Source organism: Actinomycetospora corticicola, assembly GCF_013409505.1.
Lineage (GTDB): Bacteria > Actinomycetota > Actinomycetes > Mycobacteriales > Pseudonocardiaceae > Actinomycetospora > Actinomycetospora corticicola.
Genome location: NZ_JACCBN010000001.1, coordinates 274,052 through 298,868 on the forward strand (window position 1 = coordinate 274,052; position 24,817 = coordinate 298,868).

24 protein-coding genes and 2 pseudogenes are annotated in these 24,817 nt (G+C 67.7%); 13 read left to right on the forward strand and 13 right to left on the reverse strand.

Features of this window, described 5'->3' with window-relative positions; all coding sequences use genetic code 11:
• The first annotated feature begins 51 nt into the window (after positions 1-51).
• Genes BJ983_RS30070 through BJ983_RS01335 form a run of 5 tightly spaced genes read left to right on the forward strand, consistent with a single transcriptional unit; the run spans position 52 to position 2,732 of the window.
• Positions 52-414: a hypothetical protein gene (locus BJ983_RS30070; RefSeq protein ID WP_218890047.1), complete on the forward strand. Its 363-nt coding sequence runs from the start codon at positions 52-54 to the stop codon at positions 412-414.
• Entirely contained in the window at positions 411-650 is a 240-nt protein-coding gene (locus tag BJ983_RS30075; protein ID WP_218890048.1) for a hypothetical protein, read from the forward strand. Before BJ983_RS30070 ends, BJ983_RS30075 begins: the two co-directional genes overlap by 4 nt.
• Positions 647-1,492: a mycofactocin-coupled SDR family oxidoreductase gene (locus BJ983_RS01325; RefSeq protein WP_343053602.1), complete on the forward strand. Its 846-nt coding sequence runs from the start codon at positions 647-649 to the stop codon at positions 1,490-1,492. The genes BJ983_RS30075 and BJ983_RS01325 overlap by 4 nt, the downstream gene beginning before the upstream one ends.
• Positions 1,485-2,324 (forward strand): SDR family oxidoreductase, encoded by an 840-nt coding sequence (locus BJ983_RS01330; RefSeq protein WP_179792142.1) that lies wholly within the window; start codon positions 1,485-1,487, stop codon positions 2,322-2,324. Before BJ983_RS01325 ends, BJ983_RS01330 begins: the two co-directional genes overlap by 8 nt.
• The gene (locus tag BJ983_RS01335) at positions 2,325-2,732 is read left to right on the forward strand and encodes a RidA family protein (protein WP_179792143.1); all 408 of its coding nucleotides are present in this window, start codon (positions 2,325-2,327) and stop codon (positions 2,730-2,732) included. It begins immediately after the preceding gene.
• 80 nt (positions 2,733-2,812) lie between these two features.
• Here BJ983_RS01335 and BJ983_RS01340 read toward each other — a convergent pair whose 3' ends face one another.
• Positions 2,813-3,307, reverse strand: coding sequence for a hypothetical protein (locus BJ983_RS01340; RefSeq protein WP_179792144.1), 495 nt, complete (start codon positions 3,305-3,307; stop codon positions 2,813-2,815).
• Positions 3,308-3,421: 114 nt separating this feature from the next.
• On the opposite strand from BJ983_RS01340, the gene BJ983_RS01345 reads away from it, so the two are divergent.
• Positions 3,422-3,976: a TIGR03086 family metal-binding protein gene (locus BJ983_RS01345; protein WP_179792145.1), complete on the forward strand. Its 555-nt coding sequence runs from the start codon at positions 3,422-3,424 to the stop codon at positions 3,974-3,976.
• On the opposite strand, the gene BJ983_RS01350 is transcribed toward BJ983_RS01345, so the two are convergent.
• Positions 3,977-5,101, reverse strand: coding sequence for a serine hydrolase domain-containing protein (locus BJ983_RS01350; RefSeq protein ID WP_179792146.1), 1,125 nt, complete (start codon positions 5,099-5,101; stop codon positions 3,977-3,979).
• Positions 5,102-5,371: 270 nt separating this feature from the next.
• Here BJ983_RS01350 and BJ983_RS01355 point away from each other — a divergent pair, with 270 nt between their 5' ends.
• Positions 5,372-6,454 carry an alpha/beta hydrolase gene (locus BJ983_RS01355; RefSeq protein ID WP_179792147.1) on the forward strand — a complete coding sequence of 361 codons (1,083 nt, stop codon included), beginning with the start codon at positions 5,372-5,374 and terminating at the stop codon, positions 6,452-6,454.
• Between the two features lie 31 nt (positions 6,455-6,485).
• Here BJ983_RS01355 and BJ983_RS31410 read toward each other — a convergent pair whose 3' ends face one another.
• From BJ983_RS31410 to BJ983_RS01390, 7 genes and pseudogenes are all read right to left on the reverse strand, one after another.
• Entirely contained in the window at positions 6,486-6,611 is a 126-nt protein-coding gene (locus tag BJ983_RS31410) for a hypothetical protein (RefSeq protein WP_281376245.1), read from the reverse strand.
• Between the two features lie 245 nt (positions 6,612-6,856).
• Positions 6,857-7,330, reverse strand: coding sequence for a hypothetical protein (locus BJ983_RS01360; RefSeq protein ID WP_179792148.1), 474 nt, complete (start codon positions 7,328-7,330; stop codon positions 6,857-6,859).
• 345 nt (positions 7,331-7,675) lie between these two features.
• Positions 7,676-8,035, reverse strand: coding sequence for a hypothetical protein (locus BJ983_RS01365; protein WP_179792149.1), 360 nt, complete (start codon positions 8,033-8,035; stop codon positions 7,676-7,678).
• A 13-nt stretch (positions 8,036-8,048) separates the two neighbouring features.
• Positions 8,049-8,456, reverse strand: a complete 408-nt coding sequence (locus tag BJ983_RS01370) for a hypothetical protein (RefSeq protein WP_179792150.1) — start codon at positions 8,454-8,456, stop codon at positions 8,049-8,051.
• Positions 8,457-8,568: 112 nt separating this feature from the next.
• Positions 8,569-8,823, reverse strand: coding sequence for a type II toxin-antitoxin system Phd/YefM family antitoxin (locus tag BJ983_RS01375; protein WP_343053605.1), 255 nt, complete (start codon positions 8,821-8,823; stop codon positions 8,569-8,571).
• Positions 8,824-8,932: 109 nt separating this feature from the next.
• Positions 8,933-9,868 (reverse strand): annotated as a pseudogene (locus BJ983_RS01380) (PGN_0703 family putative restriction endonuclease).
• 104 nt (positions 9,869-9,972) lie between these two features.
• Positions 9,973-11,349 carry an SIR2 family protein gene (locus tag BJ983_RS01390; protein WP_179792153.1) on the reverse strand — a complete coding sequence of 459 codons (1,377 nt, stop codon included), beginning with the start codon at positions 11,347-11,349 and terminating at the stop codon, positions 9,973-9,975.
• Between the two features lie 30 nt (positions 11,350-11,379).
• On the opposite strand from BJ983_RS01390, the gene BJ983_RS01395 reads away from it, so the two are divergent.
• Positions 11,380-11,790: a TY-Chap domain-containing protein gene (locus BJ983_RS01395; protein WP_425484732.1), complete on the forward strand. Its 411-nt coding sequence runs from the start codon at positions 11,380-11,382 to the stop codon at positions 11,788-11,790.
• A 173-nt stretch (positions 11,791-11,963) separates the two neighbouring features.
• Here the strand turns inward: BJ983_RS01395 and BJ983_RS01400 are convergent, their stop codons facing one another.
• The gene (locus BJ983_RS01400; protein WP_179792155.1) at positions 11,964-12,590 is read right to left on the reverse strand and encodes a uracil-DNA glycosylase; all 627 of its coding nucleotides are present in this window, start codon (positions 12,588-12,590) and stop codon (positions 11,964-11,966) included.
• 188 nt (positions 12,591-12,778) lie between these two features.
• On the opposite strand from BJ983_RS01400, the gene BJ983_RS01405 reads away from it, so the two are divergent.
• The 4 genes from BJ983_RS01405 to BJ983_RS32640 all read left to right on the forward strand — a co-directional run bounded on the left by BJ983_RS01405 (position 12,779) and on the right by BJ983_RS32640 (position 18,302).
• Positions 12,779-15,169 (forward strand): AAA family ATPase, encoded by a 2,391-nt coding sequence (locus tag BJ983_RS01405; protein WP_179792156.1) that lies wholly within the window; start codon positions 12,779-12,781, stop codon positions 15,167-15,169.
• Positions 15,166-15,564, forward strand: coding sequence for a hypothetical protein (locus BJ983_RS01410; RefSeq protein WP_179792157.1), 399 nt, complete (start codon positions 15,166-15,168; stop codon positions 15,562-15,564). Before BJ983_RS01405 ends, BJ983_RS01410 begins: the two co-directional genes overlap by 4 nt.
• Positions 15,565-16,392: 828 nt before the next feature.
• A complete protein-coding gene (locus tag BJ983_RS01415) occupies positions 16,393-16,857 on the forward strand; it encodes a very short patch repair endonuclease (protein ID WP_218890647.1) in 465 nt (154 codons plus the stop codon).
• A gap of 299 nt (positions 16,858-17,156) precedes the next feature.
• The gene (locus tag BJ983_RS32640) at positions 17,157-18,302 is read left to right on the forward strand and encodes a DNA cytosine methyltransferase (protein WP_179792158.1); all 1,146 of its coding nucleotides are present in this window, start codon (positions 17,157-17,159) and stop codon (positions 18,300-18,302) included.
• Positions 18,303-18,369: 67 nt separating this feature from the next.
• Here BJ983_RS32640 and BJ983_RS32645 read toward each other — a convergent pair.
• From BJ983_RS32645 to BJ983_RS01430, 3 genes and pseudogenes are all read right to left on the reverse strand, one after another.
• Positions 18,370-19,428 (reverse strand): annotated as a pseudogene (locus BJ983_RS32645) (5-methylcytosine restriction system specificity protein McrC); the annotation flags it as partial.
• The gene (locus BJ983_RS01425; RefSeq protein WP_179792159.1) at positions 19,415-21,157 is read right to left on the reverse strand and encodes an McrB family protein; all 1,743 of its coding nucleotides are present in this window, start codon (positions 21,155-21,157) and stop codon (positions 19,415-19,417) included. The gene BJ983_RS01425 and the pseudogene BJ983_RS32645, both read right to left, overlap by 14 nt.
• A gap of 953 nt (positions 21,158-22,110) precedes the next feature.
• Complete coding sequence (locus BJ983_RS01430) at positions 22,111-22,524, reverse strand: hypothetical protein (protein ID WP_179792160.1); 414 nt, start codon at positions 22,522-22,524, stop codon at positions 22,111-22,113.
• Between the two features lie 190 nt (positions 22,525-22,714).
• Between BJ983_RS01430 and BJ983_RS01435 the strand changes: the two genes are divergently transcribed.
• Positions 22,715-24,814 carry a hydantoinase/oxoprolinase family protein gene (locus BJ983_RS01435; protein ID WP_179792161.1) on the forward strand — a complete coding sequence of 700 codons (2,100 nt, stop codon included), beginning with the start codon at positions 22,715-22,717 and terminating at the stop codon, positions 24,812-24,814.
• Positions 24,815-24,817: the final 3 nt, after the last annotated feature.

Below are 24,817 nucleotides of genomic sequence, written 5' to 3' on the forward strand. Positions count from 1 at the left end.
GGCCCGGGCCCCTGAACCTCGGAGGCGCCTGCAACGAGGGAGACCACCACCATGGGGACGTACGACCACGAGTTCGTGACGATGTTCGCGGGGCTGGAGAAGCAGCTCCAGGACGTCGACAACCCGCGCCACCGAGCCATCCTGAAGAACTACCGCCGCCACGGGCTGCTCGAGGTCGCGGGCCGGTACAAGGAGCTCCTCGCGCCCGACATGACCGTCGAGCACCCGCACTACCGCCTCCACGAGGGCGGGCAGTCGATCATCCTGGACGGGATGGACCAGGTCGTCGCGTTCTACGAGTCGCTGATGGCGGCCAACGCGATCGTCATGTGGGTCGCCGACCAGGACATCGCCGTGAACGACCACGGCTTCTCCGGTGAGGTCGTGTTCAACGCGTTCGCCTCGCGCCCATGATCGGCGACAGCGCCTTCGCCGACATCCGCGCCGGTGAGGACGCCGACGAGATGTACCTGCTGCGCCGCACCCTCGCGTTCGTCTGGCCCTACGACGACCGCCAGCGCCTCATCGGCGAGCACGTCTACGAGGACACCGCCTCGCGGGAGATCAGCCGTCCCGACCCCACCGACGTCATCACCGCCGAGCGCGCCGCCGAGCTGCTCGCGCCGGAGATCGACCGGATCCTGCCGTGAAGCTGTCCGGTTCAGTCGCGCTGATCACCGGGGGAGCCCGCGGCCAGGGGCGTGCCCACGCCGTCCGGCTCGCCGAGGAGGGCGCCGACGTCGTCGTGGTCGACGTCTGCGCGCCGATCGACTCGGCGCCCTACCCGATGCCGGACCCGACCGAGCTCGCGCAGACGGTGAAGGCCGTCGAGGCCGTGGGGCGGCGGGCCCTCGCCGTGCAGGCCGACGTCCGGGACCTCGCCGCGCTGGAGAAGGCGGTCGCCGAGACGGTCGCACAGTTCGGCCGCCTCGACGTCGTCGTCGCCAACGCCGGGATCGGGAGCTTCGCGCCCGCACTCTCCCTGGACGCGGGCACGTGGCAGGAAATGATCGACATCAACCTGACCGGCGCCTTCCACACCGTCCGCGCCGCTGCTCCGGCGATCATCGACGGCGGACGCGGTGGCTCGATCGTCCTGACGAGCTCGGTCGCGGGCCTCATCGGCTTCCCGAACCTCGCGCACTACTGCGCGGCCAAGCACGGCCTCGTCGGGCTGATGAAGGTGCTGGCGATCGAGTTCGCGCCGCACCGGATCCGGGTCAACACGGTCCATTCGACCAACGTCGACACCGACATGATCCAGAACCCGGCGATGTACGAGCTGTTCAGCGGGGGCGTCCCCGGAGCTGATCGGGCGACGGCCGCCGCGTCGATGCAGGGGATGCACGCCCTGCCCATCTCCTGGGTCGAGCCTGCCGACATCGCGAACGCCGTTGCCTGGCTGGCCTCCGACGAGGCGCGACGCGTCACGGGGGTGGCGCTCCCGGTGGACGGCGGGATGACCGCGCCGTACAAGATCCCGCATGGCTGACCTCACGACTGCCGTCACCGGCGCGACCGGCCGCCTCGGCGGCCGGATCGCCCGGCGTCTCGCCGACCACGGGATTCCGCAGCGCCTCGCCGTGCGCACGCCAGCCCGTGCTCCCGAGCTGCCCGGCGCCGTGGCGGTCGCGTGCAGCTACGACCGTCCCGACCAGGTCCGCGAGGCCCTGGCCGGCGTCGAGACCGTGCTCATGGTGTCGGGCTCGGAGACCCCCGACCGCGTCGACCAGCACCGCACCTTCATCGACGCCGCCGCAGCCGCGGGGGTGCGCCGCCTCGTCTACATCTCCTTCGCCGAGGCCTCCCCGACGGCGACCTTCACCCTCGCCCGCGACCACGCCGCCACCGAGGAGCACCTCCACGCCTCCGGCCTCACGCCGATCGTGCTGCGCGACAACTTCTACCTCGACTTCCTGCCCGAGCTCGTCGAGGCCGACGGCGTCATCCGCGGCCCGGCGGGGGAGGGGCGGGTCGCCGCGGTCGCGCAGGACGACATCGCCGACGCCGCAGCCGCCGTCCTCGCCGACCCGGCCCCGCACGACGGCCGGACCTACCGCCTCACCGGCCGCGAGGCTCTCACCCTCGCCGAGGCCGCCGAGAAGATCGGTCGCCGCCAGGGCCGCACCGTCCGGTTCGAGGACCAGTCCCTCGACGACGCCTACCGCTCCCGCGCTGGGCAGGCTCCCGACTGGCAGCTCGACGCCTGGGTCAGCACCTACACCGCCATCGCCGCCGGCGAGCTCGCCACGGTCACCGACGACATCCCGACCCTCACCGGCCACCCGGCGCTGACCCTCGACGACGTGCTGAGGAGTACGTAGATGCCCGCCGACCTCGTCCACCCCGACGGCGTCCACCGCGTCGACGTCCACCACCAGGTCGCCGTCGGCCAGGGGACTCGCACCGTCTACCTGGCCGGGCAGGTGTCATGGGACCTCGAGGGCACCCTCGTCGGTCCTGACGACGTCGCGGCGCAGGCCGAGCAGGCCTACCTCAACATCCACGCCGCCCTCGACGCGGTCGGTGCGACGCCGGCCGACCTCGCCAAGGTCGTCGTCTACATCGTCGATCTGGACGAGACCAAGGCCGAGCAGTTCGTCGTCGGGCGCGAGCGCGCCGCCGCGACACTCGGCGTCGAGTTCCAGCAGCCGAGCACCTGGATCGGGGTCACGGCCCTCACTGCGCCCGGCTTCCTCGTCGAGATCGACGCGGTCGCCGTCCTGCCCTGAACTGCTTCTTCCCGACGACGGGTCGCGGCTCGATGCGGGATAGTGGGTGATGTGTTCATCGGGGTCCACGACGGGACTGCTCAGGTCGCAGTGCAGCGAATCTTCTGAGTGTTCACCGACAACGCCACGAACAACATGAACTCTGGCTTCCCCGCGAGGTCCCAATGCTGAATCAGTCCGTGGAGGATCGCGACGCGGTGACCACCTACCTGGTCAGGAGGCTGTCGGAGCAGGGTTTCGATGTTCACGTGCGCGCGGACGGCGACATGGAGGTCGGGTCGGCCAACCGAGGCCCGGCCGCTCCCGTCGCCACGATCCACCTCGGTGGTCTGCTTGCGGAGTACCTCGAGGCTCTGGCGTCGGGGGATGGGGGTCGTGGTGAGGCCGGACCAGAGCAAGCGGCTGGACGACTGCTTACTCAGCTCATCGAGAGCTTTGACGCCGTTCACGACGCGGAGGACAACAACCTGACGGCGCGGGTCGCCTTGCGTTGCAGCAGAGCCGGCCACGTGGTGCTCGACGAGCAGCGAGCAGATTCCGTGCGAGCCGACGTCCGCGGGAGCGGACACCTTCATTGGTCGGCTGATCGTCCCTGACGGCGGACGGCTGACGGGGCGACGTGCTCACGCATCCCGCCCCTTCCCGACAGGCCTGGCGTAGCCGACCCGTCGTCGGGAAGGGTTCCCGCCATGAGCGACGCCCGCCGGCTGATCTCGGCTGCCATGGATCGCTTCGGCGCGCGGGTGCACGCGGTGTCCGCGGACCGGTGGTCGTCGCCGACGCCGTGCGCGGAGTGGAGCGTCCGGGACCTCGTGGCGCACATGGTGTTCGAGCACCGGTGGGCGCCGCACGTGCTGGCGGGCGAGGCGATGGACGAGGTGGGGGAGCGGTACGACGGCGACCTGGTCGGCGACGACCCGGTTCGCGGCTGGGACGAGGCCGCGCGGCTATCGCGCCCTGCGTGGTGCGACAGCGCCGCGCAGGTGCACACGTCGTTCGGGTGGCTCGCCGTCGAGGAGTACGCGGTGCAGATGCTGGTCGACCTCACCGTGCACGAGTGGGACCTCGCCCGCGGAGCCGGGCTGCACGAGCACCTGGACCCGGAGGCCGTGGAGGAGGCGCTGGCGTACATTTCGAGCGACCCGATCATGCTGACCGGGCCGGGCCTGTTCGCGTCCGTGGTCGAGCCGCGCAGCGACGACCCGCAGGACCGGCTGCTCGCCCTCGTCGGTCGCCGCCCCTGATCATCGCGGCGCCAGTGCCGCGCAGACCGCGTCCTCCTCGGCGGCCCGCAGAGTAGCGAACACCTCTGCCTCCTGGCCGGTGTTCTTCTGCGTCCGCTGCAGGTTGATCGACATCGTGACCGACCGACGCCCGTCCCGGCTGGCCGCCATGAACTGCGTGTAGCCGAAGGTGTTGCCCGTGTGGCCGAAGACCGTGCCGCAGCGGGTGTCGTACCGGAACAGTGCGAGGCCGGCGGTGTTGGTGCCCGGCCCGGTCGGCTCCGACCCGCCGCTGACGAACTGCGCCTGCTCGTTCTGGATGCGCCGGTTGAACAGGTCGCCGCCGACGTAGCCGCGGATGAATGTGTTCAGGTCGGCCGGGGTGGAGACGATGCCGCCGGACGCCCACGACCAGCCGCCGGCGATGAACTCGCTGACGTCGTCCTTCGCGGTGGGCGCGACGCCCGGGTCGGGGTCGTAACCGTGGATGAATGGGCGGGGCCGGAGCTCCGGTCCCGCCGGCAGGCTCGTCGCTCGTAGTCCGAGCGGCCGCGAGACCAGCCGGTCGAGCGCCCGGTCGTAGGGCTGGCCGGTCACGCTCTCGACGAACAGCCCGACGATGATGTTGTCGGAGTTCGAGTAGTGGTACGTGCCTGGGTTCTCCAGCGGCCGGTTCGCGACGAAGTCCAGCAACTGCCGCGGCGCCGGCGCCTTGCCGGGCGACGCACTGATCGCCGGGCCGATGTCCGGGCTGGAGAGCAGGTCCGGCACGCCGCTGGTGTGGTTGAGCAGCTGGCGCAGGGTCGCGGGGTGCCAGGCCCGCGGGAGGTCGGGGCGGCGCTGGCCGATCGTGTCGTCGAGCCCGAGCCGACGCTGCTGCACGAGCGTGAGCGCCGCCGCGCCGCTGAAGGCCTTGGCGGTGCTGGCGATGTGCATGGTGTCCGTGTCGCGGGGGAGCCGGTTCCGGCCGACCTCCGACGTCCCGGCCGCGTGCACCTGCCGGTCCCGGTTGCGCTGCACCACCGCAATGACGCCCGGCGGCCCGCCGGCCATCGTCACGAGCCGCTGGAGCGCCTGGTCGAGCGCGACGTCCTCGGGCGCCGGCGGCTTCGGCCTCGCGTCGGCCTGGGCCGCGCTCGCCAGCATCAGGACTACCGCGACCAGCGTCGGAACCCACGCGCGCTTCACATCAGGTGACTCTGGCTGCGCAGTCGGGGTGTTTCAATCACCCGGAGGATGCAGTCAGATCACGGCGGATGACGCTGGGTAGGAGACCTGGGTCCCTTGACGAAGCTCTTTCCGACGGCGGATCGGTTCGAAACGGGCAGGTCGACAGGCGGCTCTCCGTTGACCATGCAAGTGACCTGGGCCACGCTTCGAGGGACACGCCGTCGCGCCGCTCGTCGGGGAGAGCCGATGACCACGGACACCCCGCACGTTCCTCCGGGCCGACTCGGGGACCCGGCCCGCACGCTCGGCACCGACCCGCGCTCCGATCCGCGGATGGTCGCGGTGTTCGGCTCACTCGGGGCGCTCGACCACCCCCCGGCCAACCCGCTCACTCGCGAGGCCGGCCGCGAGACCCTGCTCGGCTTCAGCGTCGCCGCCGAGGAGGCGTTCGAGGGACTGTTCGAGGTGCTCGCGAAGGACCTGACCCCGGTCGACGGGGTGACCCGCGAGGTCCGCACCGTGACCCGGGACGGCCACGACATCGCGCTCCACGTCCACCGACCGGACGGCGTCGCCGGCCCGCTCCCGGTGATCGTCCAGATTCACGGCGGCGGGGTGGTCATGCTCTCGGCCACCGGAGCGCTCTACTCGCACTGGCGGGACGAGCTCGCGAAGGCGGGAACGCTCGTCGTCGGGGTGGACTACCGCAACGCCGGTGGCGTAGCGGGCGCCAACCCGTTCCCGACCGGTCTCGACGACTGCGCCGCCGCCATCCGCTGGGTGCACGCGAACCTCGCGGAGCTGGGCGGCACTCACATCGTGCTCACGGGCGATTCCGGCGGCGCCAACCTGTCGCTCGCGGTGGCGATCAAGGCGAACCGCGAGGGCTGGGTGGAAGAGATCGCAGGGGTCTACGCCCAGTGCCCGTACATCCTGGGCTCGTGGGACAAGCCGCCCGCCGAGCTGCACTCGCTGTGGGAGAACGACAAGTACTGGCTGGACCGGGCGCTGTTCCCGCTGCTGGCCGAGGTCTACGACCCGGACGGCAAGAACATCGACGAGCCCACGTGTTGGCCCTCCCGTGCTCAGATCGACGACCTCCGTGGCCTGCCCCCGCACGTCATCTCGGTCAACGAGGTCGACCCCCTGCGCGACGAGGGGCTCGCCTACCACCGGGCGCTGCTGGCCGCGGGCGTGCCATCGGTCGGGAAGATCAACCTCGGCCTGTGCCACGTGGGCGAGCTGCTCTTCCAGAACGCAATGCCGGAGGTGTACGCCGAGGCGGTCCGGGACGTGACGGGGTTCGCGCGGTCGCTGGCCTCGTCCTAGACGACGTCCTCGCCACCGTCTTACGTGAGCGTCAATGGCCCCCGACGGTCTCGAAGGCCACGCCGAGGACCTCGGTGCACGTCGGCTCGACGACCCGGCCAGCGCGGTACAGCGTCGCGGTCCGGGTCTCGGGCTCGATGACGAGCGCCTCCCGCACGCCCAGCTCGTCGTACCAGGGGGAGCTTCGCGACGGTCTCGTCCTGCGGCAAGAACTCGACGATGAGCTCGGCGCCCTCCCCGCCGCGGGAGGACCCGTCGTCGGGAGGGCGATGGAGCTGATCGGGCACGTGGTAGTCGTCGCCGGTGCGGAACAGCCCGGTCTCCACTCCCGGGACCAGGCCACGACGATCGGCCAGGGAGCCGAGCAGCATGACGAGCTCCTTCGACAGCCCCTGACGCGCCTCACCGGGCGGGGCACCATGTGCAGGACCCCGTCTCAAACCTCGTCGCGGCGATCCAGGCCGCGCGAGCGCCGCTCGGCCAAGAGCGACTCCGGGACGACGACGGCTCTCGTGGCTCGAAGGCAGGTCGCGCTGCTCCCGCGGCAACAGCGCGCGGCATCCAGCGGGGCCAGAGCTCGATGTCGGCGGCGCCGGGCCGCGCCTCCTCCACCGCTGCCATGAGGTGGACCCAGAAGGCCACCAGTGCAGCCTCGACCGGCTGCATCCGCGGGAACACCGGCGCGTAGTCCGGGGCGAGGTCCCGAAGCGTCCGCCCGAGGAGCTTCGGCGTGAGATGCAGCCTGAGCTCGGGGACGCGTTGGCCGGGTTGGCCCCGCAGGACGACGACATCCCCGTCCACCTCTGGCGCCACCTTTCCGGCCTCGGTGAGCTGCACGAGCAGCGTCACGAACAGCTCGTCGTCCGTCGTTCCCATCGGCTCCTCCTGTGATGACGTCGGCATGGGTACAGAGCGACGCGGAGTCCGATCGGTTCCATAAATCTGGAGCAGTTAGTGCGGCGGTGGCCGGATCACTCGGTGTGGACACGTGCCGTCGCTCCGGACCGGCTCGAGGCCTGCCAAAGGCGCCCGCCCGTCGAGGTCGATCAGGTCAGGGCATCGTTGCCGATGCCGATCGTTTGCTCACCGCGGTTGCGTTCGGGACGCGAGCGCGTCGAGGACCCGCTCATGGAGCGCCTCGTCCGCCAGCCCCATGTCATTCAGGCTCCGTGCCCGAAGCAGGCGATTCACGACGATGCCGTGCTCCGGGCATGGAGCGCTTCAGCGCTTGAGGAGGAATTCGGCCGACCGCCACACCGGCGCCTTCGTGTCGCCGAACCACGCGACGAGTGCTCCATGGGTGACGTCGGCGTCGGGAAGCGGGAGGTCGCGCCGGTCTCCGGGCCACGGTCGGCCCGTCGTCGCCGTCACGGCGTCCTGCACATGACTCAGCACGGCTCTCGCGGCGGTGGCTGCCCTCTCCTCGACGCCACGCTCGTCGGCGTCGTCGTCGTCGTCGAGGACGCTCGCGGTGCTGTTGCGGCTCTCCGTGCCGTCCGGACCGGTCAGGACGACCTCGGACTCCTCGGCATAGATGCGGTAACCCGCGGCCGCGAGCTCCGGGTCGAGTTGCTCGCTCAAGAAGGTCGCGAGCTCACGGGACGTAGCACTGGTTCGGGACAAAGTAGTGCTCCCCTCCGAAGCGGTCGGTGTGCCAAGCCTCGATGGACACGAACGAGCTGGCCGGTAGGTCCCGTGGGTTGATGCTTCCGTGCGGCTGGTAGTCCTGCTTCTTGGCGTCGACCTTACGGTTGTTGACGTAGACGTGGACCGTCCACGGGCCGTCGTTCGCCCAGCTGTCGAACATGGCGATGTTCCAGGCGACGAAGCGGTTGGAGCTGGTCCTGATGTTGATCTGTCCCGTGTTGCCCTTGAAGCTGATGTCAGTGCACTGAGGCACGACACTGGCCCGGATGTCGGTCGGGAAGGCCGATGCCACTCCTCCTCCGAGGATGGCGATGAGCACGGTGAACAGGGCGACGACGGCGAGTCTGAGCCGCATGTGAGCCTCCAAAGGGTACCTTCAGGGGCTTGGAGTCACGCGTGGCCGCTCCGGTTCCAACTTTCTTCGGCACCGCCAAGATCATCGACACCAGAAGTTCTCGCTCGACGAGCTACCGTCTCGTACGAGTATCTCGGGCCGGGTTCTCCAGCCGATCGATGGAGGCGAGCAGACGGCGAGCGTTCTCCGGACTGCGCAGGAGGTAGGCGGTCTCCTTCAAGGCTTCGTACTCGTCGAGGGCAACGATCACCACGGGCTCGTGCCCGCCCCGCGTGATCACGACCTCTTCGCGATCGTCGACGACGGAGCTGAGGACCTCGGCGTAGCGAGCGTGGCCCTCCGAGAAGGACATCGTCTTCACATCCACCTCCGACCGCACGGTACTGCGATTCCCTTGCTTGTCGCGAAAGTAGAGGCATAACCGGGAGTGCTGGGAGAGGCGAGTGGGGCCCAGCCGCCGCGTTGCACTGCCGACGTCAGGCAGGCAACCCCGGCAAGCCCTCGCCCAGGTAGCGATTCCTGAGCGCGCGCAGCCAGTCGGCGTCAGTTGCCTGACCGAGCCCGGCGATCGCGCTCTCGAGCGTGAGGACGTCTATGGTGTCCTGCCGACCCACGAGCCCCCGATAGCGGGCGACCGCGTCCGAGCATTGGAGGTTCCCCTCGGGAAACAGGACGACGAACATGCCCTCCTGCCACCGGTCGCCGTCGACGGCGAGCATCTGAAGTGCGAGCAGGTGATCGAACCAGAGTTGCTGGAGCGGCGGTGCCTCGAGCTGGGCCAGCGCGGGCTCGTCCGCCAGGCCGCGCTCGCGGGAGAGTCGCCGGTACCGCTCGTCGTTGCGCGCCGCGCCGTCGCGCATGTCCTCGTGGTACTTGACCTCGATCCCGACGAACCCGCGACCGCGCGGCCCGCGGCAGGTCACGAAGACGTCGAAGGCGCTCCTGTTGCCCGTGTACTTCACGTCGCCGCGGCCGGGCGACCACTCGAACGCGATTGAGTCCACCACGTCGATCCGCTGTGGCCACCACACCTCAAACACCTGCGCGGCCACCTCGAGGTCCGCCGCCAGCTCGCCGAAGAGGTTGAAGCACAGGGGCTGGCTGGAGAGCAGGTCGCACCAGAGTCGGTCCTCCTTGAACAACGCGCCGCGCTGCTTCTCGGCCAGCGCGCGCTGCACGACCGCGCGGATCGTCGGCGTCAGTTAGTTCGCCATCCGGGGTGGCAGGCCATCGGCCTCGGCCAGCCGCGACCCGAGTGGCACGCCCCAATGGAGCCCGGCGTCGAGACCCTGCCGTTCCCGCCACCGTGCCTGCCGCAGCCGCGCCTCCCGCTGCCACGCGTTGTCGCCGGCGACCCATGCGTGGTGCTGCTCGAGCACCGCCCGGCTCGGGGCCGCCATCAGCTCCGCCATCCCAGCGACCGGAGCAGCCCGTCGACCTGCGCCCGCGCCTGGCCGTCGCCCTCGATCCGGCCGGCTAGACCGAGCAGTTCGTCCGCGAGCTTCCGGTCGGTGTCCTACTTCAGCGAGTCGTAGACGGGGTCGAGCAGGAATGACACGTCGTCGGTGGCGAGCTGCACGACCCGGTCGAAGAAGATCTCGAGCTTCCGCGCTGCGGAAGCGTCATCGGCACCGTCCATCGAGAGGTACTCGAGCTCCCCGGCCCACAACGACCGCTTGACGAGGTCGCCCCTCAACTCCAACGCCGTCCCCATCCCGCGCGGCTTCCCGGCCTCGACGAGCGCCTGCCGCGTCGCGTGGGCCATGCGGAAGAAGTTCTCGTCGGTGAAGGAGAAGCCGGCGAAGAGGACGTGCTTGGTCATCAGCATGCCCTGCACCACCCCGGACAGCGCTCCGCTCCGTTCCCCGAACCGGAGGTAGTCGTCGCGGGTCAGGACGATGCCCTTGCCGGTCCCGAGATCGCCGTGGACCTTGAGCAGCCATTCCTCGGCGGGCTCCTCGAACGGCAGCACCGCCACCGGCCGCCCCTGGTCGCGGCGTGCCGTCTCGAAGAGCTCGTCGTAGTTGGTGGTGACGGTCTGCGCGACGGGCAGCGCCGCGAGCAGCGCGTGCGCCAGCCCGTAGCGGCGCTGGGGGAGGATCGCGCGCAATGCCTCCGGGAGCGCCGACGTCCCGCCGAGCTTCCGTACTGCGAGCGTGGCCGCGTCCCGCGCGTCGAGCTTTCCGATCTTCTTCGCCTCGTCCACGGCGACGCCGGCCCGCTCGAGGAGAAGCCCGAGGAGGGCGTCCCACAACGGCAGTCCGGCGCTCGCGCTCACTCCGGCGCCGAGGAAGAGCGCGAGTTCCCGACGACGGGCGCGGTCGGCCAGAGCAGTCGCCGTCGCCTCCTGCGACTCGTCGGGCAACTTCTCGTCGCGGAGCCGTCGGACGTGCTGGACCGCGGCGTGGTCGCGGTCGGTCCACAGCACCAGCGCGAGGTCCTGCCCGTCCGCGGCGCGCTCGTCGAGCAGCTCGAGGATCGCGGCGATCACGTCGCCGCGCTTCGCGCTCGCTCCGCCTTCCCCGACCCCGACCAGCGGCAACGCCGTCAACCGCCGTTCCCGACGATGGAGGGGCGTCTCGTCGCAGGCGGCGATCGCCTCCAGGACGTTCCGCACGGCGTGGACGTACCACTCGACTGGCCGACCCGTGGTCCCGCCGGTGTCGACGAGCCAGACCCGAGGCCCGTCGTCAGGAAGGCTCTTGGCTCGCGCGAATCGCCGCTTTTCCCACGCCTCGGCGTCCTGGAGGTCGGACAACCGAGGCCGTCGGCCGCCGAGGACCTCGAGCCAGTGGTCGGTGACGTTCAGCCCGCGGTCGGTGGGAACGACGATGTCGTCGCACGCGAGGTGCGTCAGGTCCGCCCGCACGGCGAACACGTGGCCGGCACTCATGAAGGTCCTCCCAGGTGAGAGCGTCGGCCGGTGGGAGCCACACCGCTCGGAGCGCGTTCTTGGGCCGAGGCCGGCCACCGACTCGGCCCGGTCGTGCGCGACGTGCTGCACGTTGGGCACGCGTTCGTCGGCGTGTTCATTGGCCGGCGATTCGTGCAGTTCCACGCTCATCCGCACGGCGGACGTTGGGTCGAGGCCGATTCCGGCGCCTACACGAAGCGCCTCCCCGACGACGCCCACCAGGTGCTGCTCACGCTCGGCTGGCCGCCGCTCGACGACAACCGACGGCCCTCCACCAACTACCGACTCGACGTCGCGTCGCCGGTCGACGTCTACCGACTCGTGCGATCGATGGTCCGGACCCTCGACGAGGCTTTCGGCGCGACGCCGGAGGAACTCGGCTACGTGGCGTCGGCCTGCCGCTGCCGGGCACACAACTGACCGGCGGCCCATGGCAGGACGTACCCGAGCGCGGCGCCGATCGTCTTCGTGGGCGACGATGCCCCAATCGGGGGCGGTCATCGACGGTGCCCGGCGAGGCGGGGGAGCGGCATGGCCGCTATGTCTTGTTCCGTGTCCGCTCTGTTACGAAGCACCTCGAGAGCGCAGCAGGTTTACTGGACGCTCCGGGCGTCGGCCACCGCCGCACCCACCTCGCGCCACGCCTCCTCCCGACGGCGGACGCGGGCGGCGCGGACCTCGGGGTCCGGGGTCCGGAGGGCGGTCCGGCTCGGGTGGTAACTGGTCACGACGAGTCGCGGTCGGCGCGCGACGTCCGGATGCCGTTTCGTCAGCCGTCGCCAGCTGCTCTGTGCCTCACCGCCCTGCAGGACGACGACGACCAGCGACGGCATGAGCAGCACGAGTCGGCGGAGGGGGTCCACCCCGGCGTCGAGCTGGGCCGGCGTCGGCGCCGCGTTGATGTACCAGGGGTAGGCGTTCCACGGCGTGATGTCGGCGGTCGCGACCCCGGCCATCGCCATGAGCTCCATCTGCGTCTGCGCGGTGGGGTCGTCGTTCTCGACGCAGAGGAAGCCGCTGCCGGTCCCGGTCATCGTCTTCGGCCCGGGATCGCGCAGGACGCTCAGGATCGGGGCATGGACACCGCCGTGTGCTGGGGCGACGTGCGGCATCCACCCGCGATCCGTGCCGGAGAGCTCGTCGACCATTTCGTTGATCGGCCGGACGTGCTCGGCGTACCGCTGCGCTTCCTGCTCGGCTCGGAACGATGCCTGCGCCATCCGTCGCATCCGCGCAGTGTGCCCCGACCGTCACGTGCCGTAGCAGGTGGGGCGCGACTCACCCCATGGTAACGGATCTCCGAGTGGCGGCGAACACATTCGCGGTCGTTGAGTCACCCGGGGGCGTGATGACGGTGGATCGGTCGTCGGAAGCGGCGGCGCGTGGACTTCGTGAGGTCGTCGAGCGGATGGTCGAGGAGGACACGTCCCTCGACGCGGAGCACGGGCTCCTCGTCCTCGACGCGCTCGACGGCGACACCGCTCTCGCTCGGGCGCTCGGCGACGGTTCGGACCCGGCCGACCCCGAGGACGCCGGGCCCGCGCCGGACGATGCCGCTCCGACGGCGGGCAGCTACCTCGCCTCGATCACCGTGGAGGGCTTCCGCGGGATAGGGGAGCCGGCCACGCTGACCCTGGCGCCCGGACCGGGGCTCACCGTGGTGGTCGGCCGGAACGGCTCGGGGAAGTCGAGCTTCGCCGAGGCGGCCGAGCTCGCGGTCACCGGCGCCAACCGTCGCTGGGACGGCTCCCGCTCGATGGTCTGGCGCGAGGGCTGGCGGAACCTCCACTGTCCGGATCCGGCTCGCATCGCCGTAGAGACGGTCGGTGGCCCGGGCGGGCCCGTCATGGTCCGCCGTGCCTGGGGTCCCGACGACGGGCTGGAGGCCGGATCATGGACTCGGCAGGCGCACAGCGAGCGAGTTGCACCGGTCGGCAGTGCCGGCGACGCCGTGCGGACCTACCGGCCGTTCCTCTCCTACAACGAGCTCGGCTCGGTCGTCGAGGGCAAGCCGAGCGAGATGCACGATGCGCTCTTCACCCTGCTCGGTCTGGCCGACCTCACGGCCGCGCAGGGGCGGATCACAGCGGCGAAGAAGGCGCGGGACCAGCGGGCGAAGGCCGCCCGCGACCTCCGTCAGGAACTTCGCACCGCAGCGGGCGAGCTCGACGACGAGCGCGCGGCGAAAGCGATGGCGGTCCTGACGGCGACCGCGCCCGATCTCGACGCCCTGGGCGCACTGGCCCTCGGCGACGACGAGGACGTCGCGACAGTCGCCCTCCTGCGCCGGGTCACCGCGCTGGCGCTCCCGGCACAGGACGCCGTGGAGACCGTCGCCTCCCAGTACGACGAGGCCCGGGAGGCGTTGCGCGACGCGTCGTCGTCCCAGGCCCGCGCCAGCGCCGGGCTGGCTCGGCTCCTGCGGACCGCCCTCGATCACCACGCCGCGCACGGCGACGAGCCGTGCCCGGTGTGCGGGCAGGGCACCCTGGACGCGACGTGGCACGCCGACGCCGAGCGCCGGACCCGCGAGGCCGAGCAGGGCGCCACCGACTTCGACCAGGCGAACGATCGCGTGGACCTGGCCCGCCAGGCGCTGGCTCGGCTCGTCGAGCCCGTTCCGTCCGTGCTCGGCGAGGAGCTCCCCTTCCCGACGGCGGGTGTGCGCACGGCCTGGGAGAGGTGGCGCCAGGCGCCTGACGCCGTTGATGCCCACGCCGCGGTCGAGGAGGCCGGACAGGCCCTCCGACCGGAGCTCGCCGCCGTCGTCGAGAAGGCCGGGTCGGAACTCGCGCGGCGAGACGAGCAGTGGCGCCCGCTCGCGGCGCGGCTGTTCGAGCTGCATGGGCTGCTGGCGCGGGTCGCCGCCGAGAAGCCGCAGCTCACGTCGCTGAAGAAAGCGGAGTCGTGGCTCAAGGACGCCGCGTCGGCCATCCGTGACGAGCGGCTGCGGCCGTTCGCGGAGCAGTCGCAGCGGATCTGGAACGACCTGCGCCAGCAGAGCAACGTCGGCCTCGGCCCGATCCGGCTGGAGGGTTCGTCGACGCGGCGTAAGGCGACGTTCGACGTCACCGTCGACGACGTCGAGGGCGCCGCGCTCGGCGTCATGAGCCAGGGGGAGCTGCACAGCCTGGCGCTCTCGCTGTTCCTGCCACGCGCGACCGTCGAGGAGAGTCCGTTTCGCTACGTGCTCATCGACGACCCGGTGCAGGCCATGGACCCGGCGAAGGTCGACGGGCTCGCGCGGGTGCTGAGCGGTGTGGCGCGCGACCGGCAGGTGGTTGTGTTCTCCCACGACGACCGCCTGGCCGAGTCGGTCCGCCGGCTGCAGGTGCCGGCGACCGTGGTGGAGGTGGTGCGGCGCGACCGGTCGCGGGTGGAACTGCGGACGTGCAGCGATCCGGTCGTCCGCCACCTCGAGGACGCCCGGGCGATGGCGAAGAGCGACCACGTCCCCGACGACCTGCGCGGCGAGATCGTCGCTTCGTCCTGCCGCAGCGCGCTGGAGGCGGCTGCGCACGCGGCTTTCCGGCGCTCGCGGATCGGGAAGGGCGACGACCGCGACGACGTCGAGGCGCGGTTGGCAGCAGCGCACACCACGCGCGCCGTGCTGACCCTCGCCGTCTTCAACGACCCTGACCGCGCCGGAGACTTGGAGGGACGCCTCCGATCTGCGGGGCGGGGGTCGGTCGACGTCTTCCACGCCTGCAAGGCCGGGGCGCACAGCGGATACCCGGGGGACCTGGGGAGCCTGATCGCGGGGACGAAGACGCTCTGCGGCTGGGTCGCACGCCAGTGACCACGTCCCCGTCCGGCCCCCGCCGTCGGCTGGCGGCGGTCGACACGCTCATGGCCTCGCCGGCGGATCCGCGCGTCGCAGCGCGCGCTTCGGTGTGGCTACTGCGCCTCGCCGTCGAGCACGCCCTGGACGACCTGTGGCGAGAGCACGCCCCGGAACTCGTTGAGTCGTCGCGGCGGGCGCAATTCCTGGTGCTGCCGAAGTTCCTGGACGCCGAGGACGCCTGGCGGGTCGCCGAACTGTGGAACGTGCTCAGCCGCGTCGCCCACCACCACGCCTACGAGCTCACGCCCACGCGGGCCGAGATTGCCAACTGGCGTGACGCCGTCGGGGTCGCTGTGGCCGTGCTGGAGTGGGGGGTGGGGGAGCCTTTGGTGATCGTCGGTGGCTCCTAATCACTGGAGAGGCGGCGCAGAGCTTCGGCCGGTAGCCATTTGGGACCGGGCGATCTTCTTCGGCCGCCCGTGCGTGACCCACGCTTCTTCGTCTTGCGTCTGATGTGTGTGCAGTGTCGTCGGACGACGATCGACTCAGCCCCGCGAACCTTCGTGCTAGTCCGGCGTGCGTCTGGTCGCGGCCTCCCAACACACGAGATCTGGTGAGGGGAACGCGCGTCAGGTCGGGCGGACCGCAAGCGGCGGGCCACACGAGGCGGTCGGGACGCGGAGGTTAGCGGGCTGTATCAAGCCGCGGCAGCCGTGGGCTCTGATGACGACGCCGTCGTCCGTGCCGTCGACGCCGCACTCACTGAGGATCGTAAGGTGCCTCAGATGAGGACATTGTCCTCCATTGATAGCACTTCGCTGCACCTCGAGTCGCGGCCGCGCGAGCTGGTGGGGACTCCTCCGCCTTCGCCGCGACCCCGATGACAGACCGCTAGGTTGCGCAGACCTGCCTCTCCTGGCCCTCGATCTAGAGCCGCGACTTGTAGGTCCAGATGTTCGGCTCCAGATCGATCGCGGATAGCCGACTGTGGGGCCCTTCAGTGTTTGCGTAGTGGCGAAGTCGGCTAAGCTCTGCGGCCTCGGGCGAAAGCACGGTTGCCGCACATCGGCACGCGGGGCACTATCCCGTGCACGGCCTCTCTTCTTCGTCCGTGGGCAGGGTACCCGCCGAACCAGCGATCTCTCCGTCCTCGATACTTGGAGGCATACGCGGGTTGTTGGAACGGAGGCTGGGTGGAGGAGATGCCGGTTCCGTCCTCGCGAGCGGTAAGCCAACGGATGAGCGCCGCCCGCCGGCGGGACACCGCTCCGGAGATGCTCGTCCGACGTGAGGCCCACCGCCGTGGGCTTCGCTACCGGGTCGACGCTCCGCTTCCAGGGATGCCCCGCCGACGTGCGGACATGCTCTTCCCGGGAGCCCGAGTGGCCGTCTTTATCGACGGGTGTTTCTGGCACGCATGTCCGGACCACCGAACATCGCCGAAGGCCAATGGGACGTGGTGGGCAGCCAAGCTAGCCAAAAATGTTGTTCGGGACCGGGATACGGACCGCCACCTGGAGGAGCTCGGTTGGGTGGTCCTCCGCTTCTGGGAGCACGAGAACCACGTCGTGGTGGTGGACCGCGTCGAGACCGCGGTTCGCCGTGGCAGGACCCGAATTGTCCCGCCGGTGAGTGGTGCTGAGCATCGCTCCCGCTCGAGGGACGCTTTCGACGCCGATGGCGGGCACTCGCCTTCAGAATAGTCGGGCCGCGGCGCGTCAACCACTCGCCGACGGCGTCGAGCCAAACATTCAAACTTCCCCGGTCCTGTTCCGCCCTGTTGAGCTATTCGTCGAGGTCGAAGCCTAGCGAGCGGTTAGCGCTCCAGTGACAGGCCCGTTCCTAAAAGACCGCAAAGATGAGGAGTGGAATCCAGCAGATCCTATCGGCGCGCTTCCGGTGACCAAATTGTCCTTCAATGGTGGGCGGTCCCAGCTGCTTGAGGGTCGATGAGCTTGGGACTGCTCCGTGGATGACGACGCCAGTACTGTATGCTGTCAAGATGCCATCGTATATCGATCTCTTCGCCGGTGCAGGCGGCATGTCCTTCGGCATGGATCGCGCTGGCTGGACATGCTTATGGGCGCAAGACTACTGGGCGGACGCTGTTGAGACATATCGTCAGAACATGCCTGATCACAAAGTGGAATGCGTAGATGTTCGGGAGCTCTCAAAGTCCTACTTAGTCAGTGCGCTTGAAGGTCGACCTGATTGGATAGTCGGTGGGCCGCCCTGCCAAGGATATTCAACGGTGGGACGACGCAAGAGAGAAGACGAACGAAACCTACTGTTCCTGAAGTTTCGAGACATCGTTGCGTGGCTGCGGCCGTCTGGTTTCGTCCTGGAGAATGTTCTGGGCCTTCGCGACATGTCCTTCCAGAGCGATGTTGTTGAGGTGTTTAACGAACTTGGCTATAATGTTTCCTTCCGAATTCTGAAGGCTGCTGATTATGGAGTGCCGCAGCTGCGCCGACGAGTAGTCTTCGTAGGGCATCGCGATGTTTTATTTGACTCGGTAGTCGCGACGAACGTCCCTGAAACTTACGTCTCTGTGCGCGACGCCATCGGCGACTTGCCTGCCCTACGGGCCGGGGAGTACGCGGACCATTACGTTAATGAGCCGACGACTGAGTATCAGCGGCATATGCGAGCAGACTCCAGGCGCTTGCAGGGCCATGTGGCATCTAAGCATCCGACGAGTCTTGTCGAAGCAATTAGCTACATACCTGATGGCGGCAATCGTAGGGATATTCCAGTGGGGTTGCAGCCGAGCTCGGGGTTCCACAACTCGTATAGCAGATTAGCGTCATGGCTGCCGGCAGTTGCTGTCACGCAAAACATGGGGAAACCTTCGGGGACGCGCTGCATCCATCCTACGCAGGATCGAGGCCTTACCACACGAGAGGGCGCTCGGTTGCAGTCCTTTCCTGACGGCTTCACTTTTCACGGCCCTATGATGTCTCAGCGCTTGCAGATAGCGAACGCGGTGCCCCCACTGATGGCGGAGGCGTTGGCCCTTTCACTAGAGGACCCGTCGCGCTGGAAGGAAGCGGCGCCATCAGCGTCCCCGAATCTAGACCGGCTTGAAGTCGAAGCGCGAAGGATCGAAGATTCTGAATCGGTTGCACGCTCAGATCGATTGTGGTGATCAAGGCGTCTTGCCCTAGAAGTCGGTAACGCGCATCAACCGATACATTTGTTCTCGGATACACTAGGACTCCGGGGACCTTCAATGCGGCCATGTAGGACGCAATTTGGTATAGATGCGCGGAAACTAGTGCATCGTGTCCAAATCTAGACGCAACGACATCTGACCACTTCGCGTCCAAGACGACGGATGGTTTGTATTGAGTACCAATGACAATGTCGGGGACGAGGGCGGGACCAGCTGGTCCGGTTCCGTCGATTTTCTGAAATCCATGACGCAACCGACTCTGAGTACGCACGTGTGAGATGCCGATATCTCTGAGCGCTTGAAAAATAAGACGCTCCCACAGCTCCCACGTCCTAATGAAGAGCGCGCTTCCCTCGTGTGGACCGCCATTCCAAGAAGGTCCTCCGCCCGCCAGTATGATTTCGGCGAGGTGCAGCGCTTTGCGATAGTGCGCTGTCAAGCGGGTAAGTCTGATCTGTCGTACAGATCGCGCATCCAACCTTCTAGAGATAACGGTCGGATCGAATTGTTCCAGCAGTCCACGTGCTTTCGAGCGCGTGGGGGAATCGTTGATGAGCGGGATCGCCTTTAGGAGACAGTATTGCAGTACAGCGTTCTCGGGCAGTCGTTTAGTTCGTTCGAAAACACGATAGGTTACCTGCGGACTTCTGGACAGATTGCCAGGGATGACCGCTCGTCCCCGGATCGCCGCGCCCACCTGGGTCCTGGAGTTGTACCGCATTGCGAGTCCGGAAAAGAGGACGTTGCGCACTTCTGTCACAAACTCTCTTAAAACTGATTGAGTCAAATCCCCCTCGTCGCTGAGCGTGGTCATGTCCGGTGTGGCCTTCGTAGATCCTGCGGCATACGCTACTACCGTTGCGACGTCGGATATGATGACCTTGGGTTTGATCTCGACGCGGTGTCCATCTGGGGTGGTGACAGAGCCAATAACGCCTGGTTTTGGACCTATCGTCAGCGACTTTCCTGATTGCTGCACGCGCAGGCCCTCAGAGCACTTCATGAGAAACCGAGTATCTCGGTCCGAGAAGGTAAGGATCCGGGGACTTTCGTTCTCTTGAAACTCGTGTAGCCAGGTTATTCCGCTATTCCTCGTCATTGATATCGCCAATGAAGGTTTCTCGCATCCGAAGCACAGCCTCCTGGTTGCCCATAAAGAAGTCGCGAACGACTGGCTCAAAGCTTTCGTACCAGATAGCTTCGAAACCTACTTCCGAGAGATCGGCCCTCATAAGCGCGGCGTGTCCGAAAGTATGGTCATTGTCCAGCTCGTCGGCTAGAGCCTCGTTCAGCCGCTCGAGACGCTCAGCCGCGTCGTCGGCGAGCTCGCGGGACGTTCTAATCTCAAGCCATCGTCTGAGAACCTCAGTATCTGGCTCAAGTCGGAAGTCGCGAAAACGCCGGTGCAAAGCAGCGTCCATAGTTGAAATTGAGCGGTCGGAGGAGTTCATCGTCGCCAGGATCACGAGATTGACCGGAAGGTAGAACATATCACCGCTGTACGGGAGTCGAATCCTGTTGCCGGGCCCTCTGTACTCGAGCAGAAACAGTAGTTCGCCGAACACACGAGGAATGTCAGCGCGGTTGAGTTCGTCAATAACTAGAACAAATCCCTTGTCCGGCTCCTCTGCCGCTCGCTCACTAAGCTGGCGCAAGGGGCCGTGGACAAGTTCGTAGCCGATCGCGCCGCTAAGCGTTAGCTTTGGTCGAATACCCTCTACAAAGTCCTCGTATGAGTAGTTTGGGTGAAACTGAAGAAATAGAATATTTGATTCTTGCGTGAGAATCTTTGCAATCTGACGGACAATATGTGTTTTCCCTGTCCCCGGTGGCCCTGATAGTAGGACCTGGGTCGCAGAACTTGTCAAGCGGACTAGCTGCTTTGCTATCGATTCGTCGAGAAGGCACTCTCGAATTATAACGAGGATAGGATCTGTAGACTCCTCTTCTGTTTGTCGCAGAATGGTGAAGACCGCTCTAGAGATATTATTCAGATTCTCTGCGATCTGGATCTTCTCTAGCAGATTTGGAGGGTAGTGTAATGTGTACACTCCTGAAGATGTCGGTTCTTCCGAAACTAAAACGAGCCACTCCGAGAAGTCCTGAATATCTTCGGATCCGAGCTCGCGAAAGACGCGACCGAAGCGATTCTCGGGGTCAGTTCCGTTTTCCATGGCGGCAGCGAGCGCCTCGGAATGTTCCTTTAACTTCTGACGATAGGTACGATACTGCGCGTCTTCGTCGGCTGTGAACCGAAGGCTGATGTAGACTCCGTCGCTGTCTATCTTTACTTCTACCTGACCTCTCGACGGGTTTGTCCCCGCTAAATAGCAAGAGGCTGCAATGTCCTTCTCATCCAGTCTGTTCTCGACAGCAATGCTGTTTGCGGCGGCTCCTCTTTGCATCTGGCGGGCAAGCATTGCCAGCCGGGCCCTCGCGCGTGTCCTCCGCGCCAGCAACGATTCAGCTTCGTCTTGACTTTCGCTACTGAGAAGCTCTATATCACTTACTCCGAGATTTGGACTAAAATTCCGTTTCGACTCTTCTGAGAGCACGTAGACGCCAGCTTTTCCGGTCCCAGTCGACCTCTTTTCTCCAGAAAGCTGGATCAAACCTGCATTAGTGAGACCGATTCTTCGGGCTCGGAGATTATTCAAACCACTGGTAGCCTTAAGCGATGCGTTCAACTCGTGGTCAGTGAGACCGCTGCTGTCTTCATCCGCGATCGCCAAGAAGACTTTGAATTGCCAGCTATCAACCGCGCCAATAGTGCCTGGCGCAAGAGCCTCATGAATTGCCTCGTCAAGTGGCGCCTTCGGCCGGGTCAAGATTGCTCCTCGAGTCCCTTGGGGTGGAGAGTTCCTTGATCTTTTAGCTCGACCTATTACGCCTGGTCGTAGCTTCCTTGCCTGCTCGTCGGGCCGTGCTTGGGGCCGAGGGCGGGCGGCCCAGGACGGGCGGCCCAGGACCGGGCGGCTGTGGCCGCGGGCCTCTCGGGCTGGCGACGCACAGATCTGCAGCCTCAACATGGCGATTGCGGCAGCCGGTGGGCCTGGCCCTGGTCCAACTCGGAGCTCCGCCGAAGCACCGGCGGCATCGACACAATAGGAGATCTTGGGGAGGCGCCGTCGACGGCTCCGTCACGTGCGGGTCCCCCTCCGAGTTCGACCTAGCATGCTGCCTGATGCGAAAGCGCCGGCTTTGTGCGGGTCCTATGTTCGAGTCCGTACGGCGCTGGTCGGGAGAACTTAGCCAGGCTCCGGCTCCCAATCGTCGGTGACACGCGAGCCACGAGAGACGGCACCTAGGCGTCGGGTCTCGTGCAACGTTTCGGAGCCGCTTGGGATCGCTCCTGGGCAGGACCTTCCTCCCCGACCGCTTCCGCCGCTGTCTCGTCAGGGAAGGCACCGCGTCACATGGTGCCGCCACGGAGCGCGCCCACGCGCTCTTCGTGGCCCCGGGGACCTCTCGCCGGCCAATCAGCTGCAGCCGCCGTCCGACCCAGCCAGCGTAGGGATGGTGATCACGGATGGCGGCGAGATCGTCACTCAGCTCCAGGGCTCCGGGACCGATGTCTTGGTAACGCTCAGACAGTCTAGGACGGTGGTTTTCGCTGCCCCAGCAGCTGCCACGCGGCCGGTTCTCCGGCGCGACATGAGCTCCGGCCTCGAGCGGCAGGTGCAGGTTGGGGCCCGCGTGGCGCGGTGGCTGCAGCTGAAGCACCCGGGACAACGTGCTACGGCGTGGGTGCAGCACCACCAAGGTTGGATCGAGTTCCTCGTCAGCTAGTGCACTCCGAGGCGCTGCTGCTCGCGCGTGCTCCCACCACGGCCGCGTGGAGCGGGACGCCGGCGATGGACCGCGGACGCGGGACCGGGTCGGGGAGGGCATTCACGACGACGAGGCCGTCGACTGCTGGGTGCTGGGCGTAATGGAGAAGCCTTGTAGCGAACGCATCGTCGACACCTGACAGTGTCGGCACCACCCCCAACGATGCCTCGACCCGCGGGAACGGCTCCGCGACGAGTAGGGGCAGTGAGTCCCCGCCACCCAACGCGTAGTCCCGCACGATCACCAAACCTGCGCCGGCGAGAACGACCGCGAGAGCAGCCACGAGCGCCCCGGCGTCGAGGTGGGGGAGCGCCGCGCTCTCGATGATCTCGACGACGCGTTGGCTCAGCAGCTCGGCGTGCACGTCCACCTCCGGGGCGATCGACGACGGCTCCGATGATGGCTCACCGCTGCTCGTCACACGAGCCCCACTGGCACCAACCCGCGCTGCTGCACAACTTCGTCCTTGACGAGGCTTCGCTGGTGTCAGATAGTCGACGCTACCGTCAAAGTCGTGGCGCGGGTCACGAGCGAGTTTCAACGAGGAGCACCGCATGGCCTACGTGATCGGCGTGGACGTGGGCGGGACCTTCACCGACGCGGTCCTGGATGACGACTCCGGGTCGGTCATCGCCGCGAAGGCCCCGTCGACACCTCCGGACTACTCGCAGGGCGTGCTCGACGTCCTGGAGCTGCTGGCCGAGCAGCTGGGACGGTCGCTGGAGGAGATGCTGGCCGAGACCCACCACATCGCCCACGGCACCACCTCGAGCCTGAACGCCCTGGTGCAGCGCAAGGTCCCCGACGTCGGGTTCCTGACCACCAAGGGCCACCGGGACTCGATCTTCATCATGAACGTCGAGGGCCGGTACCTGGGCCGCTCCCCGCACGAGCTGCAGCACGTGCTGGCCCAGGACAAGGACCACTACCTGCTGCCCAAGCGGCACGCGCTCGAGGTCACCGAGCGCATCGACCGCGACGGCAACGTCATCGTCGCCCTCGACGAGGACGAGGTCCGCGTCCAGGTCGAGAAGCTCCGCGCCGACGGCATCCAGGCCATCGCCGTCTCGTTGCTGTGGGCGTTCCGCAACCCGGTCCACGAGCGCCGCATCCGCGAGATCGTCGCCGAGATCGACCCCGACATCTACGTCGCGCTCTCCAGCGAGGTCAGCCCCCGCATCCGCGAGTTCGCCCGCAACTCCACGACGATCATGTCGACGCAGGTCGGACCCGGTCTGCGCGACTACCTGGCCAACCTCGAGTCGAGCCTCAAGCAGAAGGGCCTCGGCGGGCCGCTGCTCGTGATGCAGTCCAACGGGGGAGCGGTCGCCGCGAGCGAGGCGCCGCAGCAGGCCATCTCGACCGTCGGCTCCGTCCTCACCGGTGGCGTCATCGGGTCGGTGCAGCTCGGCCAGAAGCTCGGCCACCGGAACATCATCTCCACCGACGTCGGCGGCACCACGTTCCTCGTCGGGCTCATCGTCGACGGCGAGCCCGAGCGCGACACCACCACCGTCATCAACCACCACCCGATCAACGTCCCCACGCTCAAGGTCCACGCCATCGGCTCCGGCGGCGGCGCGATCGCGTGGGTCGACGCCGGCGGCAACCTCCGCATCGGCCCCCACAGCGCGCAGGCCGTCCCCGGCCCCGCCTGCTACGACCAGGGCGGCACCGAGCCCACCAACACCGACGCCAACCTCGTCCTCGGCATCCTCCCGACGACGGGTCTGCTCGGCGGGCGGAAGGCCCTCAGCCTGGAGAAGGCAAAGCAAGCCATCAAGGCCAAGGTCGCCGACCCGCTCGGGCTCTCTGTCGAGGACGCCGCCGCCGCCATCCACGCCGCGCAGAACGCCCAGACCGGCGACCTGCTGCGCAAGAGCGTCCTCGAGGCCGGGCACGACCCGCGCGACTTCGTCCTCTACGCCTTCGGCGGCTCCGGCCCGGCGTTCTGCGCGAAGTACGCGACGCACCTCGGGGTCGACGAGGTCGTCGTCCCGCTCGGCCCGGTCGCCTCGGCGTTCTCCGCCTACGGCCTCGCCGCGTCCGACATCGCGCTCGCCCAGGAGCTCTCCGACCCCGCCCAGCTCCCCGTCGACGCCGTCCGCGCCGAGAAGAACTTCGCCCAGCTCGAGGACCAGGTCCGCCAGGGCCTCGACCGGCAGGGCCTCAAGTTCGACCGCGTCGAGATCGTCCGCGAGATCGACATGCGCTATGCCATGCAGCTGGCCGAGGTCACGGTCCCGGTCGCCGACGGACCCGTCGACGCCGGCGCCCTGCAGGACGCCGCCAACCGCTTCGAGCAGAAGTACGCCGACCTCTACGGCAAGGGCACCGGCTTCTCCGCCGCCGGCATCCAGGCCATCACCTACCGCGTGCGCGGCCGCGGCGTCCTGCCCTTCAGCCCGGAACTCCCGCCGCTCGAGCACGCAGACGGACCGGCCCCGACGTCGGGAACGAGGCCCGTCTACCTCGAGATCGGCCAGGGCTTCGTCGACACCGCGATCTACGACTACACGACCCTGCGCGCCGGCCACGTCATCACCGGACCCGCCGTCATCGAGGTCCCGACGACGACGGTGGTCGTCCCCGACGGCCGCACCGGCACCGTCGACGAGCTCGGCAACCTCCACATCAAGAAGACCGGAGCCTGACCC